Origin of the sequence: Bacteroides thetaiotaomicron VPI-5482 (genome assembly GCF_000011065.1) — a bacterium.
GTDB classification, from domain to species: Bacteria; Bacteroidota; Bacteroidia; order Bacteroidales; family Bacteroidaceae; genus Bacteroides; species Bacteroides thetaiotaomicron.
In genome coordinates, this window is record NC_004663.1 from 5,490,366 (window position 1) to 5,507,972 (window position 17,607).

Annotated in this window: 8 protein-coding genes and 1 pseudogene; 7 read left to right on the forward strand and 2 right to left on the reverse strand. The window is 43.2% G+C overall.

What is annotated here, in order from left to right; translation table 11 throughout:
* The first annotated feature begins 54 nt into the window (after window positions 1-54).
* Window positions 55-3,351, forward strand: coding sequence for a DUF6250 domain-containing protein (locus BT_RS21050; RefSeq protein WP_008764390.1), 3,297 nt, complete (start codon window positions 55-57; stop codon window positions 3,349-3,351).
* Window positions 3,352-3,429: 78 nt separating this feature from the next.
* Here BT_RS21050 and BT_RS21055 read toward each other — a convergent pair whose 3' ends face one another.
* Together BT_RS21055 and BT_RS21060 are read right to left on the reverse strand one after the other, a co-directional pair.
* Window positions 3,430-5,064: a rhamnogalacturonan acetylesterase gene (locus tag BT_RS21055; RefSeq protein WP_032840507.1), complete on the reverse strand. Its 1,635-nt coding sequence runs from the start codon at window positions 5,062-5,064 to the stop codon at window positions 3,430-3,432.
* A gap of 20 nt (window positions 5,065-5,084) precedes the next feature.
* A pseudogene (locus BT_RS21060) lies at window positions 5,085-6,225 on the reverse strand (glycoside hydrolase family 88 protein).
* Window positions 6,226-6,491: 266 nt separating this feature from the next.
* Between BT_RS21060 and BT_RS21065 the strand changes: the two are divergent.
* From BT_RS21065 to BT_RS21090, 6 genes are all read left to right on the forward strand, one after another.
* Window positions 6,492-8,333, forward strand: coding sequence for a rhamnogalacturonan lyase (locus tag BT_RS21065; protein WP_008764392.1), 1,842 nt, complete (start codon window positions 6,492-6,494; stop codon window positions 8,331-8,333).
* A 3-nt stretch (window positions 8,334-8,336) separates the two neighbouring features.
* Window positions 8,337-9,734 (forward strand): glycoside hydrolase family 88/105 protein, encoded by a 1,398-nt coding sequence (locus BT_RS21070; protein WP_011109152.1) that lies wholly within the window; start codon window positions 8,337-8,339, stop codon window positions 9,732-9,734.
* Window positions 9,735-9,764: 30 nt separating this feature from the next.
* The gene (rhaM, locus tag BT_RS21075; RefSeq protein WP_008759851.1) at window positions 9,765-10,079 is read left to right on the forward strand and encodes an L-rhamnose mutarotase; all 315 of its coding nucleotides are present in this window, start codon (window positions 9,765-9,767) and stop codon (window positions 10,077-10,079) included.
* A 142-nt stretch (window positions 10,080-10,221) separates the two neighbouring features.
* A complete protein-coding gene (locus BT_RS21080; protein ID WP_011109153.1) occupies window positions 10,222-14,523 on the forward strand; it encodes a hybrid sensor histidine kinase/response regulator transcription factor in 4,302 nt (1,433 codons plus the stop codon).
* 156 nt (window positions 14,524-14,679) lie between these two features.
* Entirely contained in the window at window positions 14,680-16,458 is a 1,779-nt protein-coding gene (locus tag BT_RS21085; protein WP_062695974.1) for a polysaccharide deacetylase family protein, read from the forward strand.
* 44 nt (window positions 16,459-16,502) lie between these two features.
* Window positions 16,503-17,309: a sialate O-acetylesterase gene (locus BT_RS21090; RefSeq protein WP_370448178.1), complete on the forward strand. Its 807-nt coding sequence runs from the start codon at window positions 16,503-16,505 to the stop codon at window positions 17,307-17,309.
* Window positions 17,310-17,607: the final 298 nt, after the last annotated feature.

The following is a 17,607-nucleotide window of genomic DNA, read 5'->3' on the forward strand; positions in this document are numbered from 1 at the left end:
GTGAAACCATTGAGAATGTTCCTTATAATGGAACTCCTTATCCTAAATTAGCATATGAAAAGCATATCTATTTTTTTGTTCTTGCTTATTACTTTGGCATCGAACGCCCAAGATAATAAAACCTCCGGACTCAACGCCCGCCAGTTTCATAAATACTGGAAAGTAGAGTCCGAATCTCCGGATTATAAAGTAACCTTTCGTGGTGATACCGCTGAAATTCTTTCTCCCAAAGGCTTAACTCTTTGGCGAAAAGAAAAGATGAGTGGCAAGGTAACCATTGAGTACGATGCGTGTGTCGTTGTTGAGGCAGAAGGCGATCGCTTGAGTGACTTGAATTGTTTTTGGATGGCTTCGGACCCTCAATACCCCGATAATATCTGGAAACGTGAGAAATGGCGTAATGGCATCTTTCTGAACTGTTATTCCCTGCAACTTTACTATATGGGATACGGTGGGAATCATAATTCTACTACACGTTTTCGCCGTTATGACGGCAACGAAGCGGCTGTTACAAATGCAAAAGCCCGTCCCGCAATCTTGAAAGAATATACAGATGCCGACCATTTGTTGGAGGCAAACAAGTGGTATCATATCAAGATAACGAATGAAAATAATAGGGTTAGTTATTATATAAATGGAGTGCGATTGGTGGATTTCCGCGATGCCGAACCCCTTACGGAAGGTTGGTTCGGCTTTCGTACCACCTTGTCCCGAACTCGTATCGCCAATTTTCATTATGAATGTTCGTCGCAGGAAACTTCTGAAATACCATTACACTGGATCGGTAATACTCCGCAGCAAAACAAAGCGGTAAGTCTGGGAGTTCCCTTCAATGAAGGAGAATTATACCCGGAGCACACTTTGCAGCTGATGACCGATAAAGGTGAAATGCTTCCGACAGATACTTGGGCATTGGCCTACTGGCCCGATGGTTCTGTGAAATGGAAAGGGATAGCCGGAGTTATTCCGAAAAATACGGAGAAACTGCTACTCAAAAAGACCGGAAAAAAGTCAAAAGAAAAAGCATCTTCAAGGACTGCCGATGATCGTAGCAATAAATTATCCCTATCTGTTGTTGAAACACCTCAAAGTATCCGCATAGAGACAGGAATTATTTCCGCTTACATCCCTCGTCAGGGAGATTTTATGATTGACAGTCTGTTCCGTGAAGGAGTGAAAGTCGGTGAAAAAGCACGTCTTGTATGCAACACTCAAAGCGAACCGGTCCTTGAAAATACTTCTCAAATCACTTTTACTAACTATACCGGAAGATTGACATCGGCCACAGTAGAACGTATAGGTAAGGTGCGGACACTCGTCAAACTGGAAGGCACCCACAGAAGTGAAACCGGACGGGAGTGGCTTCCGTTCGTAGTCCGTCTCTACTTCTACGCCGGAAGTGAGCAGATCAAGATCGTACATAGCTTTGTGTACGACGGAGATCAAAATAAGGATTTTATTCGTGCCTTGGGCATTCGTATGGATGCTCCTATGCGTGAAGCTCTTTATAACCGTCATGTCGCTTTCTCTTGTGCCAATGGAGGCGTCTGGAGTGAACCGGTACAACCGCTGGCAGGACGGCGTAAACTGACACTCGGCAAAGAGGATACACTTTCTCTGCAACAGCAACAGATGGATGGCAAACGCATCCCGCCTTACGAGGCTTTTGACGGGAAGAATCGTGATCTTCTTGATAACTGGGCTTCATGGAACGATTATCGCTTGTCTCAACTCTCTGCTGATGCTTTCTCCATTCGCAAACGTGCCAATGACAATAATCCTTGGATAGGAACTTTCTCCGGCACCCGTAGCGGAGGCTATGCTTTTGTCGGTGATATTACGGGAGGTTTGGGACTCTGCCTGCATGATTTTTGGCAGTCATATCCTTCATCCCTCGAAATATCGGGTGCCAAAACTTCATCTGCAACGATCACAGCATGGTTATGGAGCCCCGAAGGAGAACCGATGGACTTACGTCACTACGATAATGTCGCTCATGATCTGAATGCCAGCTACGAAGATGTTCAGGAGGGAATGAGTACTCCTTATGGCATTGCCCGCACCACTACACTCACACTTATTCCACAGAAAGGTTATGCAGGAAAAAAGGCTTTTGCCGATGTTGCTGAATCACTCTCAGAACCGGGAATATTGCTGCCCACACCAGACTATCTTCATGCACAGCAGGCTTTCGGCGTATGGAGCCTTCCGGACCGGAGTACTTCTTTTCGTGCGCGGGTAGAAGATCGCCTGGATGCATATATTGATTTTTATCGTAAAGCCATAGAGCAGAATAAATGGTATGGCTTTTGGAATTATGGAGATGTGATGCATGCTTATGACCCGGTCCGTCATACTTGGCGTTATGATATAGGTGGATTTGCCTGGGACAATACGGAACTGGCTTCTAATATGTGGTTGTGGTACAACTTCCTGCGTACAGGTCGTGAAGATATCTGGCGTATGGCAGAAGCTATGACCCGTCATACAGCCGAAGTGGACGTTTACCATATCGGACCGAACGCGGGATTAGGCAGCCGACATAATGTCAGCCATTGGGGATGCGGTGCTAAAGAAGCCCGGATCAGTCAGGCTGCATGGAACCGTTTCTATTATTATCTCACTACCGATGAACGTTGCGGTGACTTGATGACTGAAGTAAAGGATGCCGATCAGAAACTATATGAATTAGACCCTATGCGGCTGGCACAGCCTCGCAGTGAATATCCCTGTACGGCGCCTGCCCGACTGCGTATCGGTCCGGACTGGCTGGCGTATGCCGGAAACTGGATGACGGAGTGGGAGCGTACAGGCAACACTGTTTACCGGGATAAGATCGTAGCCGGAATGAAAAGTATAGCAGCCCTGCCCAACCGTATCTTTACGGGACCCAAAGCGCTGGGTTTCGATCCGGCAACGGGAATCATCACCAGTGAATGTGATCCCAAGCTGGAATCTTCGAATCATTTAATGACTATTATGGGTGGTTTTGAGGTAATGAACGAAATGATACGTATGATTGACCTTCCCGAATGGAAAGACGCGTGGCTGGACCATGCGGCACGTTATAAGCAAAAGGCGTGGGAATTGAATCATAGCCGTTTCCGAATTTCCCGTCTGATGGCATACGCTGCTTACCACAAGCGGGATGCACTAATGGCAAAAGAAGCATGGGAGGATTTATTCACCCGACTGGAACATACACCTGCGCCTCCTTTCCGGATCACTAAACTGTTTCCACCCGAAGTTCCGGCCCCTTTGGATGAATGCGTCAGCATCAGTACAAATGATGCGGCACTTTGGAGCCTTGATGCTATCTATATGCAGGAGGTCATTCCGATGGATGAATAATAGTTAGAAGAAAGCGGTTAATGCATTGTCAGTGAAATGCATTAACCGCTTTATGAATATATCAGATGAGTCTGTCTCTTATTTCAAGTACTGTTTCAACGGGCAATCAGCCATTTTCAGTCCATCTGCGATGCTTTTGGCATTCATGTGCGCTCCTTTCAAAGAAGTATGCGTATGGTCATTGTTATAATAATCTGCCGCTTTCTTGATACCTTTCTTTTCGAGCTTGTCAGCACTTATTTTATTCAGGTCGATAAAATAGGCTCCGGTAGCTTCGGCAGCTTCGCGTGTCCATTTGCCGAAGGAGGCAGTGTTGCGTTCTATCTTTCCGTCTTTCCACTTATTGCGTGGGGTATGGCTTAAAACGATAGGTATCGCACCCTTTTCCTGAACGTCCATGATAAACTTCCTGAGATACCAGCCGAAAGTATAAATGACTTGATATTTACCTGTTTTCTCCATTAAAAATACTTTGCTTTCTTCTCCGGAGCCGGGCAATTCGGCACGGGCTTTTCCGGTATTTATCTCTCCAGCGTCATTGTGTCCGAACTGGATAAGAACAAAGTCTCCCGGTTGGAGTGCATGATATACTTTATCCCAGCGACCTTCGTCAAGGAATGTACGGGCGCTGCGTCCTGCCATAGCACAATTCTCAACAGATATCTTATTCAGATCAAACTCATCTGCTATCACGCTGCCCCATCCCCACATACCGTTTTTATCGTTATCTTTATTTTTAACCGTACTGTCGCCGATGGTAAACAATACCGGGCGTCCTTCTTTGCGGCTCGAACCGGTAGCCTCATCCTTTTCAACAGGTTTCAGATACTTTGCCAATTCCAGCCCTTCGCAGGCGCGTATTCCGTCAGCGGCAGATTCGGCATTCACTTTGGCACCAAAAGCGCTGGTATGAATGCGGTCGATATAGAACATATATTTCACTTTATTCTTGCCGAATTTCTCAAACTTGCGGGCGCTGATATCATTCAAATCAATGAAAGGAACATTCTGTTCTTCCGCTACTTGCTTTGCCCACAAACCGAATGTTTTGTTGACACGGGTAATGATGGTGCTGTCTTTGTCTGCCCAGGCATTGCGGGGAGTCAGGGAGAATAAAATCGGGTGTGCTCCTTTGGCTTTTACATCGTTGATGAAACGGCGCATATATTCTCCGTAGGTATATACAGTCTCTTTGACTCCGGTTTCCTTGATTGTCACATTCAGACTGTCCTTGCCGATTCCCGGAATGGAGGCGCGGGCACGTCCGCTGTCATAGGGGCCGTTATCATTGTGTCCCAGTTCGATGATTACCCAGTCTCCGGCTTGCACGCCTTTGATTACATCCGGCCAGAGGCGGTTGTAGAAGGTGCGGCTGCTAGTTCCTCCCAAAGCATGATTCTCAACGGTGATTCGGTTGGAGTCGAAATAATCTCCTGCGTAATATCCCCAGCCCCATTGGCCGTTGTTGCCGTTTCCTAAAGTACCGGTGCGCATGGTAGAGTTGCCGACCAGGAATAAGACCGGATTGTTACCTTTACGGCTTGCTCCGGCAACGGGGCGTGCCGTGCGTGCTTTATTCAGACTGTCCAGTGTGTTGTCTACCACCTGATTCACATCTTTCATTGGAGAAGCAATGTTGTTTTGTGCCTGCATCTGCAAGCTGCATATGATGGCTGTGAGCCAGCATAAGCAGTGAAATACCTTGTTTTTCATTTACCTGATAAATAATGCTCTTATTTTAACTTGTAAACTTCTGTACCTGCTAATAGGAAACATCCTACACCATAATCTTTCAAAATCGGGAACACTTTTGTAAGTTACCGGCTGCCCGTCTTTCGGTTCTTTGCCTGTTCCTTGTACATAGCCCAAGAAACCATTCGGATGAACTGCCTCTTTTACCATTGCATTCCATGCTTTCAGTGCAACAGGGAGATATTCTTTACGGTCGAGTAATCCGTTGCGGATTCCCCATGCCATTCCGTATACAAACAAGGCTGTGCCCGAAGTTTCTTTACCTCCGAAATTGCTTTCATCGTGGAGGCTTACGTTCCAGAAGCCGTCTGTACGCTGACATTGCTTCAAGGCTTTGCTCATGGTCAGGAAGTCATTGATATAGTCCTGACGATGTGTTTCGTCAGCGGGGATTTCATCCAATACACGCACAAGGGCTGCATATACCCAACCGTTTCCTCTGGACCAGTAGCAGTTCTTGCCGTTCGGCTCTTTGTAAGGAGGATCAAAATCCTGATCGCGCCACCATAATCCTTCTTTGGCATTGTACATACCGGCTTCTCCTTCTGTGTTGCGGGTATAGGAATACAGATCCCACATTTTGTCATAGTACTTTTGTTCGCCGGTCATCTTGCCAAACTTGGCATAAATCGGCATTGCCATTTGTATAGCGTCAATCCAGTCCCAATCATTTACTTGCGGAGTATTTACGACCATATCGATGCTGGCTTTTATATTCCGGATCATGTTAGGGTCGGAGGGACACATATTATATAGGTCAATGTAAACTTGTCCGCAGCATTGGTCATCCGCATTGCGGGTCGTGTTTCCATTACGCATTCCCCATTTGTGGAAATTCGCCCAATCGTATGTATAGCTATAATAATCTTCGCGCGGGTAAATGCTATATAAAGCTATCAGCCCTTCATAATATACTCCGCGAGTCCAGATATTGCTGGGGCGAACTCTGCCAAAAAACGAGGGTAGGGTATAATCGGCATACTTTTTCATAAAGTAGTCGTTTACTTTTACGATGGTTGCCAAAGTCTCCTTTTGTTCGGGCAACTCTTGCGCACCGGCTGAACCGGCAGACATGCTACTCAGGAGAGTTGCTGTAATAAATGAGAGGAGTAATTTCTTCATGGTATAAAAACTGTTTATAAATAAAATTAGCTACTATAATTGATTTCACGGGCAAAGATAGGGGAATCTTTTTTCCTCTTCAATGGAATATTGTCCACAAGTATTTAAATTTGTCCATAATGCCTTCGGAAAGGGAGTGCGATGGTTAAAAAGGCAATTTATACATAGATTTGTACGATATTCTATTTTATGGGTAGACCATATCGCTTACTTTTGCACGACGTTATTCTAAATATGATAAGAACACTTTGATTAATGATAAAACTATGAAATGTACAAGCATCTTTTTTAGTTTGTTGGTAATAGCGACTTTTGTAGTTGCCCAGCCAAACTATGATTTTACTAAACTGAAACGAGAACATTTAGGACGTGGCGTAATTGCCATTCGTGAGAATCCGTCAACCGTAGTCGTTTCTTGGCGCTATCTTTCTTCTGATCCGATGGACGAATCCTTTGATATATACCGGGATGGTAAAAAGGTGAATAAACATCCGCTGAAAAATGCAACTTTCTTCCAGGATTCTTATCAGGGAACAGAACCTGCACTCTATACGGTAAAAGCTATAAAAGGTAAAACAGAAAGCAATTATCAACTGCCGGCAGATGCTCCGACAGGATATTTAAATATTCCTTTGGTACGCCCCGAGGGAGGTACTACTCCGTCCGGACAAGCATACACTTATGCTCCGAATGATGCCAGTATCGGTGATGTAGACGGGGATGGTGAATATGAGATTATTTTGAAATGGGATCCGTCCAATGCACATGATAACGCTCATGACGGTTATACGGGACCGGTGATTTTTGACTGTTATAAGTTGAACGGGCAGCAGTTGTGGCGTATCAATATGGGACGCAATGTACGCGCCGGTGCACATTATACACAGTTTATGGTCTTCGATCTGGACGGTGACGGCCGTGCGGAAGTGGTAATGAAGACCGGAGACGGAACAGTGGACGGAACGGGAAAGGTGATCGGTGATGCGAATGCGGATTATCGGAATGAGCGAGGACGTATTCTGACAGGCCCGGAGTATCTGACCATCTTTAACGGACTGACCGGAGAAGCAATGCAAACGATTGATTATGTGCCCGAACGTGGCAATCTGATGGACTGGGGCGACGGACGTGCCAATCGTAGCGACCGTTATCTGGCTTGTATTGCGTATTTGGATGGAGTACATCCGAGTGTGGTGATGTGCCGTGGATATTATACACGTACTGTATTGGCTGCCTATGACTGGGATGGTAAGAATTTGAAGAACCGCTGGGTATTCGACAGTAATAATCCCGGTTGCAGAGCTTATGCCGGACAAGGAAACCATAATCTTCGTGTAGGTGATGTAGATGGTGACGGCTGCGATGAGATTGTATATGGACAATGTACGATCAATAACGATGGAACCGGACTTTATTCTACCCGCATGGGGCATGGTGATGCTATGCATCTGACTCACTTTGATCCTTCCCGTCCGGGATTGCAGGTTTGGAGTTGCCACGAGAACAGAAGAGATGGCTCAACTTTCCGGGATGCAGCTACGGGAGAAATTATTTTCCAGATAAAGAGTAATACTGATGTAGGTCGTTGTATGGCTGCTGATATTGATCCTAATCATCCCGGAGTTGAAATGTGGTCTTTAGATTCTAAAGGTGTCAGAAATGTGAAAGGGGAAGTGATTGCTTCCAGAGTCAGAGGATTGTCTACGAATATGGCTGTCTGGTGGGATGGTGATCTCTTGCGTGAGTTGCTGGATCGTAATGTAGTCAGTAAATATAATTGGGAGAAAGGACTTTGTGAACGTATCGCTGTTTTTGAAGGTGCTCTTTCTAATAACGGAACAAAGTCAACTCCTTGTCTGCAAGGAGATATTGTAGGAGACTGGCGAGAAGAAGTATTGTTACGTACAGCCGATAATACAGCTTTGAGGCTTTATGTCTCTACCATTCCTACGGACTACCGTTTCCATACTTTCCTGGAAGATCCGGTTTACCGTATCAGTATTGCGACTCAAAATGTGGCTTATAATCAGCCTACTCAGCCCGGATTCTATTTTGGTCCGGAGTTGCGTGGCACTATATTCAGAGGATGTAAAATACCTAAAAAGTAAATTATGAATTATCGTATGATGACCGTTGCTGCGTTATTGGTAGCACTACCTGCCTGTGCGCAGAAAAAGAAAGCAGTAATCAATGATTCAAATACCCCCTTGCATTTACTGCAGCCTGCTTATCAGGGTACTTATGGTGATTTGACCCCCGAACAGGTTAAAAAAGACATCGATCGTGTTTTTGCGTATATAGATAAGGAGACACCGGCTCGTGTAGTGGATAAGAATACCGGTAAGGTGATTACGGATTATACTGCAATGGGGGATGAGGCGCAGCTGGAACGCGGGGCTTTTCGTCTGGCAAGTTATGAATGGGGTGTCACTTATTCCGCTCTGATAGCGGCTGCCGAAACAACAGGTGATAAGCGTTATACTGACTATGTTCAGAATCGTTTCCGCTTTTTGGCGGAAGTCGCTCCGCATTTCAAACGTGTCTATGAAGAAAAAGGGAAGACTGATTCGCAATTGTTGCAAATCCTGACTCCTCATGCGTTGGATGATGCGGGAGCCGTATGTACTGCCATGATTAAATTACGGTTGAAAGACGAGTCTCTTCCGGTTGACGGATTAATTCAGAATTACTTTGATTTTATCATCAACAAAGAATATCGTCTGGCAGACGGAACGTTTGCCCGTAATCGTCCTCAGCGGAATACTCTTTGGCTGGATGATATGTTTATGGGCATTCCGGCGGTAGCGCAGATGAGTCGTTATGATAAGGAAGCGAAGAATAAATATCTGGCAGAAGCCGTGAAGCAATTCCTGCAATTTGCAGACCGTATGTTTATCCCCGAAAAGGGATTGTACAGACACGGATGGGTGGAAAGCAGTACGGATCATCCGGCTTTTTGCTGGGCACGTGCCAATGGATGGGCGCTGCTGACAGCTTGTGAACTGCTGGATGTATTGCCGGAAGATTATCCCCAACGTCCGAAGGTGATGGATTATTTCCGTGCTCATGTGCGCGGAGTGACGGCGTTGCAAAGTGGAGAAGGATTTTGGCACCAGTTGCTCGACTGCAATGATTCTTATCTGGAAACTTCTGCAACTGCTATCTATGTATATTGTCTGGCACACGCCATTAATAAAGGTTGGATTGATGCGATAGCGTATGGTCCTGTTGCCCAGTTGGGATGGCATGCCGTCGCCGGAAAGATAAATGAAGAAGGACAGGTGGAAGGCACTTGCGTAGGCACCGGTATGGCTTTCGATCCGGCTTTCTATTATTATCGTCCGGTCAATGTATATGCGGCGCATGGATACGGACCGGTGCTTTGGGCAGGTGCGGAAATGATTCGTTTGCTCAACACCCAACATCCTCAGATGAATGACAGTGCCGTGCAATATTATCAGGAAAAGCAGAAGACGACAGCTCCTATCTTTGCGGTAGATAGTGAATAAATAAAAGATTAACTTTAAAATATAGGAACCATGAAACGAGAAGCATTCAAAATGTATCTGAAACCGGGCTATGAAGCAGAATACGAAAAAAGGCATGCCGCTATCTGGCCTGAATTAAAAGCACTGCTTTCAAAAAATGGGGTGTCGGATTATTCTATATATTGGGATAAAGAAACCAATATTCTATTTGCTTTCCAGAAAACAGAAGGAGAAGGAGGTTCGCAGGACTTGGGCAACACAGAGATTGTACAGAAATGGTGGGATTATATGGCAGATATCATGGAAGTGAATCCGGACAATTCACCGGTTTCAATACCATTGCCGGAAGTCTTTCATATGGACTAGAACCCTTAGACAGAATTGATATCAGGGGGATGTTTGATTAAAAAACAAGCATCCTCCTGATACTATTTATGGATTGTTTCTTTATTATTTCAACTATCTTGACTATTTTTGTCTGGCATTTATCATTAATCTTAGAATCTATATGACACAGAGGCGCATATTACTTTTCACATTGTTCATGACTCTTGTTTTCAATGCGGCTTACGGCGGCATTGAACTCCGTTCCAAACAAATGAGAACAAGTGACGGACTTCCGAATAACTCAGTTCGGTACCTGTATCAGGATAGCAAAGGCTTCTTGTGGTTGGCTACCCTAAATGGGTTAAGCCGCTATGATGGCAACTCTTTTCTGACTTTCCGTCCGGAAATCGGTGATAAAGTCTCTTTGGCTGATAATCGGATTTATGACCTTACCGAAGACAAAAATGGTTTTTTATGGATCTCTACAACTCCGGAATTGTTCAGTTGTTATGACTTGCAACGTGCCTGTTTTGTAGACTATACGGGGACTGGTGCGCTGGAAAAGAATTATTCGTCTATATTTGTTGCTGCTAATGGGGATGTATGGCTCAGACATTCCGGCAATGGTTGTCTCAGAATGGTCCATCAGAAAGACAGACAGATGGTGTCTACGGAATTTAAGACGGAGCGTGGAAATCTTCCGGATAACCGGGTACAGTTTGTAAATGAAGATGCCGGCGGACGAATCTGGATCGGGACACAGCGTGGCTTAGTTTCCGTATCCGACGGACAGTATAAGGTAGAAGACAGATTACTCCATTTTACTTCTTCTCTGGCATTCAAGAATGATATGTATTTTCTGACAGCGGACGGAGACATCTACTGCTATCAGACTACAAAGCAAAAACTGACAAAAGTCGGTTCGCTTTCTGCTGTTGCGGGTAAGACGTCACCTACGGGAAACTTCCTGTTGAACGATAAATGGGTCATCCTTACCAATACCGGGGTTTTTAACTATGATTTCAATACACGCAAGATCAGTGTGGACTCCGGTCTGAACATCAGAAATGGTGAAGTGATTTGTGATAATCATGGTGACTTCTGGATATATAATCATACGGGATGTGTCACTTATATTTTGGCCAAGAATGGAGCAAGAAAAGAATTTCAGTTGATACCTGAAGATAAACTGGGATACATTGATTATGAACGTTATCATATTGTCCATGATTCCCGGGGAATCATTTGGATTTCTACTTATGGTAACGGATTGTTTGCCTATGACACGACAGAGGATAAGTTAGAACATTTTCTGGCTAATATAAATGATCAGAGTCATATAAGTTCGGATTTTCTGTTATATGTGATGGAGGATCGTGCCGGAGGTATTTGGGTAAGTTCAGAGTATTCCGGTTTATCCCGTATTTCAGTTCTGAATGAAGGAACCTCGCGTATTTATCCCGAATCCCGTGAATTATTTGATCGCTCGAATACGATTCGTATGTTGACTAAAATGCCGGATGGGGATATTTGGGTCGGAACACGTAAAGGCGGATTATATACGTTTGACTCGAATCTTCATTCCAAAATGTCCAATCAGTATTTCCATTCCAATATTTATGCGATAGCAGAAGATAATCAAGGCGAAATGTGGGTGGGAACCCGTGGAAATGGATTGAAGATCGGAGATTCATGGTATCGCAATGAAGTCTCGGATCCGGCTTCGTTATCAGAAAATAATGTCTTTTCTCTTTTTCGTGACCGGAAAGACCGTATGTGGATAGGTACCTTTGGCGGTGGGCTTGAACTGGCAGAACCGACGACTGATGGCAAGTATAAATTCCGTCATTTTTTACAGCAGAAGTTTGGTCTGCGTATGGTGCGAGTAATAGAAGAAGACGATAATGGAATGATCTGGGTGGGCACCAGTGAGGGTGTGTGCATCTTTCATCCGGATTCATTGATAGCTGACAGTGACGATTATCATCTGTTCAATTATACAAACGGTACATTTTGCAGCAATGAAATCAGATGTATCTACCGTGATACGAAAGGACGTATGTGGGTGGGGACATCTGGCTCCGGCTTGAATCTTTGTGAGCCGGAAGATAATTACCGTTCATTGAAATATGAACATTACGGAACCTCTGAAGGATTGGTTAATGATGTGATTCAATCAATTTTGGGGGACAATAACGGAAACTTATGGGTAGCTACGGAATATGGTATTTCTAAGTTTAACCCGACTAATCATTCTTTTGAAAATTATTTCTTTTCTTCCTATACTTTGGGTAATGTTTATAGTGAGAATAGTGCTTGTGTGGGAGTAGATGGAAAATTGCTTTTCGGCACAAATTACGGTCTGCTTGTCATTGATCCTGATAAAATTCAGGATAGCGAAACTTTTTCTCCGGTGGTCTTTACAGATTTGCATGTGAATGGTACCCAGATAAATCCTACTATGGGGGATTCTCCATTGAAACAATCGCTTGCTTATTCGGATGAAATTACTTTGAAGTATTTTCAGAATTCATTCTTGATAGATTTCTCTACTTTTGACTATTCGGACAGCGGACGTACAAAGTATATGTACTGGCTGGAAAACTATGATAAGGGATGGAGCACACCTTCTCCGTTGAATTTTGCTTCTTTTAAATATTTGAACCCAGGTACTTATGTACTTCATGTGAAGTCATGTAATGGAGCAGGTGTTTGGAATGAAAGTGAAACAACCTTGAAGATTGTCATTGTGCCTCCTTTCTGGAAGACGAACTGGGCTATGTTGGGATATGTGCTGCTGCTGATTGTAACTTTATATTTTACTTTCCGTATTGTGCGTAACTTTAACAGTCTGCGTAATCGTATTAATGTGGAAAAACAGTTGACGGAATATAAGCTGGTTTTCTTTACTAATATTTCCCATGAATTTCGTACTCCGTTAACTTTGATTCAAGGAGCGTTGGAAAAGATTCAACGGGTTGCTGATATTCCCCGTGATCTGATACACCCGCTCAAAACGATGGATAAAAGTACTCAGCGAATGTTGAGGCTGATCAATCAGTTATTGGAGTTCCGCAAGATGCAGAATAATAAGTTGGCGCTCTCTTTGGAAGAAACGGATGTGATTGCTTTCCTTTATGAAATCTTCCTGAGTTTCGGTGATGTAGCGGAGCAAAAGAATATGAATTTCCGTTTTATTCCGTCTATACCGTCTTACAAGATGTTTCTTGATAAGGGTAATCTGGATAAAGTGACTTATAACCTGTTGTCTAACGCTTTTAAATATACCCCTTCGAACGGTACGATTATACTTTCTGTTACGGTAGATGAAGTGAAGAAGACATTGCAGATTCAAGTAGCAGATACAGGTGTTGGTATTCCAAAAGAGAAGCAAAATGAGTTGTTCAAGAGATTTATGCAGAGTAGTTTTTCCGGTGATAGTATCGGAGTTGGTTTGCATCTGAGTTATGAATTGGTACAGGTGCATAAAGGTACGATTGAATATAAAGACAATGACGGCGGAGGTTCTGTCTTTACCGTTTGTATCCCGACGGACAAAAGTGTTTATTCGGAGAAAGATTTCCTTATTCCCGGTAATGTCTTGTTGAAAGAGGCAGGCGGGCAGGCACATCATTTACTGGAACTTTCGGAAGAACTACCGGAACCGGAGAAAATAGCAGAGCCTTTGAATAAGCGTAAAGTATTGATTATAGAAGATGATAATGATATCCGTGAATTTTTGAAAGAAGAAGTAGGAGTTTATTTTGAAGTTGAAGTAGCTGCTGACGGAACTTCCGGATTTGAGAAGGCTCGTACCTATGATGCTGATTTGATTATTTGTGACGTACTGATGCCCGGAATGACCGGATTTGAAGTGACAAAGAAATTGAAATCTGATTTTGCGACAAGTCATATCCCGATTATCTTGCTGACAGCATTGAATTCTCCGGAAAAACATCTGGAAGGAATTGAAGCCGGTGCTGATGCCTATATTGCGAAGCCGTTCAGTATAAAACTTCTGTTGGCACGCGTATTCCGCTTGATAGAACAGCGTGATAAGTTGCGGGAGAAATTCTCCAGTGAGCCGGGAATTGTTCGTGCTGCCGTATGCTCTACTGACCGTGATAAGGAATTTGCCGACCGATTGGCTGTTGTACTGGAACAGAATCTTTCTCGTCCGGAATTCTCTATTGATGAGTTTGCTCAATTGATGAAATTAGGACGAACGGTATTTTATAGAAAACTGCGCGGAGTGACGGGGTATTCTCCCAATGAATATTTGCGGGTTGTACGAATGAAAAAAGCGGCTGAGTTGTTATTGTCTGGTGAGAATCTGACTGTTGCGGAAGTTGCTTACAAGGTTGGCATCAGCGATCCGTTCTATTTTAGTAAGTGCTTTAAGACTCAGTTTGGGGTAGCACCGTCCGTATATCAACGCGGTGAAATGAAAGAACAGGGAGAAAATGAGACGGCAGAAGCTTGAGTAACCAAGCTTTCTAAATGGTAGTTTAAATCTTCTCTGTAGTGCCCGATGTGAATGATCGACCTTGTATTTGTGTACAATAGTCTATGGTCGAATAGTAAAAGTACCCTTATTTTTGCAGGAGAATATTACTATAAAATTAAAGGATCATTGATCATGAGAACACTCTTTTTTATCTTGTTTTTTGTATTAGGCTTTTGTTATATTCAGGCGAGAGGGCAGAAGCCTGCACATGTTATAATAACAGCTGGTCAGTCAAACACGGATGGACGAGTACCTAACAATCGTTTACCGGATTATATAAAGGCAATGGCTGTGGATAGTACGTATACTGCGGGAGCCTACAAATATTGCCATATTGCCCATAATCGTACAGATGGTATGTTTGTTCCATTTTGGCCATTGAGTCATCCTAAAAGTAAGCCTTATACTTGGGGATATGATGCGATTGCTTATTATTGGTTGGAACAGTTGTTTCAGGAAGATTTTTATGTTATCAAGTGGGCTATCGGTGGCACTGCCATAGCTGCTCCTGTTACTACTCCTTTTCGGGGAACTTACTGGTCTGCCGACCCGAAATGGTTGGCAGAGAATACAGCTACCAGTGAGAAAGGAAAATCTTTATTACTTTCTTTGATTGCCAATATTGATGCGAGTATTGATCAGACACTTTCCAAACTAAAGCAAGGTTATCAGATTGATGCTTTCGTTTGGCATCAGGGAGAAAGTGATTATGAGCACGGAAAAGAATATTATCAGAATCTGAAAGGAGTAGTTTCCTATGTGCGTAACCACCTGACAGAGAAAACCGGAAAAGATTACTCTGAACTTCCATTTATATTTGGTACCGTATCCAGGAAAAACAAGAGGTATAATAGTGATGTTGAGGAAGGAATGCGTCGCTATGCAAAAGAAGATAAGAACGCTTATCTGATTGATATGTCGGAAGCGGAACTACTGGGAGATAAACTTCATTTTAATCAGGTTTCTGCCGAGTCTATGGGTAAACAGGTATATGAACAAATTAAAAAGACTCTTTCGGATGATCCTCATGTATATGTCGCCAAATATAAAGGAGACAGAGCTTGTGCTATCAGTTATACATTTGATGATGGGTTGGCAGAACATTCAACTGTAGCTGCCCCTGAGTTGGAGAAACGTGGTTTTAGAGGTACTTTCTGGGTATGCGGCTATTATACGGAACAAGGTGCATCTGCAAAGGTACCTCGAATGACTTGGGATGAGTTGCGTGAAATGTCAAAGAAAGGACATGAGGTTTCCAGCCATAGCTGGGCACATAAGAATGCCAAACGATTGACTATAGAGCAAGTTAAATCGGAGATAGAAAAGAATGATAGTGCTATTTATGCTAATATTGGCATTGTACCTCGTACCTATTGTTACCCATATAATTATAAGACAGAAGAAATAGTCAGTATGGCTTCTAAAGGCAGGGTCGCTACACGTACTAAACAAATTTCAATCGGAGGAAAGTCAACTCCCGAACGGTTTGACAAATGGTTGAAGGATTTGATGAAAGCGGAAGATTGGGGAGTAGGTATGACGCACGGCATTAATTATGGATATGATGCTTTCAAATCGCCTTCTTTATTTTGGGAACATTTGGATAAAGTGAAAAGTATGGAAGATCAGATTTGGGTAGGTACCTTCTGTGAAGTGGCATCTTATATCAAAGAAAGGGAGGAGATACAATTGAAAGTCTCTAATAAAAAGAATGGTATGACAATTACTCCCAAGTTGAAATTAGATAGAAAACTGTTTGCTGAGCCATTGACGATGGTGATTCAAGGGGAAACTATGAATGGAATTCTGGTGAAGCAAGGCAGGAAAGAATTACCTGTGTATATAAATGGGAATAAAGTTATGTTTGACTTTAATCCTTATGGAGGAACTATTAAAATTCATTTTAATTAGGGGTGTGTACGAATAAAGTTTAACCTGATAATAAAATCAATAAAATAATGAAAACAAATTATCTATGTGGCCTCTTCCTTTTATGTGTGCTAGTATGGGGAAGATCGGAAGCACACGCTGAGAAACCGCTGAAGACTCTGGATCTGTATCTTTGCATTGGACAGTCGAATATGGCAGGGAGAGGGAAATTATCACCGGAAGTGATGGATACACTACAAAATGTATACCTGCTGAATGCAGATGATCAGTTCGAACCCGCAGTGAATCCCTTGAACCGCTATTCTACGATAGGAAAAGGACTTAGCTGGCAACAAGTAGGACCTGCATATGGATTTGCCAAGACGATGGCTACTAAAAAACATCCGGTAGGCTTAATCGTCAATGCACGGGGAGGATCTTCGATTCGTTCATGGGTTAAGAATGCCAAACAGTCCGGCGGATATTATGATGAAGCAATACGACGTGCAAAAGAAGCAATGAAGTATGGTACATTGAAAGCAATTATCTGGCATCAGGGAGAAGCCGATTGTCATCATCCGGAAGCATATAAAGAGAAGATTATTCAGCTGATGACAGACTTACGTAATGACCTGGGAATGCCTGATTTACCAGTTGTCGTAGGACAAATAGCACAATGGAACTGGACAAAGAAACCTTATATTCCCGAAGGTACAAAACCCTTTAATGACATGATAAAAGAGATCTCCACTTTTTTGCCCCATAGTGCTTGTGTGTCTTCCGAAGGACTTACTCCGTTGAAGGATGAAACGGATCCTCATTTTGATGCAGCAAGCCAGATTACTTTAGGCAAACGCTATGCTAAAGAAGTTAAGAAACTAATAAAGAAATAGCTGGTAGTTTCAGACTACACTCATTTCTGTTTAAACATATACATAGGAAATATTTATCCATTGTTATTGTCACTTGTCACTTTTCTGATTTAAGTGTTTTATAATAAAGAAGATAGGGGTGACAATAGAGGGTGATAATAAGGTGACAATAGAATGTATCTTCCATTCTTATTGTCACCTCTCCTTGATGAATCTTTTATTTAAAGTATTGATTATCAGTTAATAGATAATCAGCTTGAGGATTTCGCCTGCATGTGTTAAAAACATCATTTTGGGCGTCAATGTACGCTGTTTACAC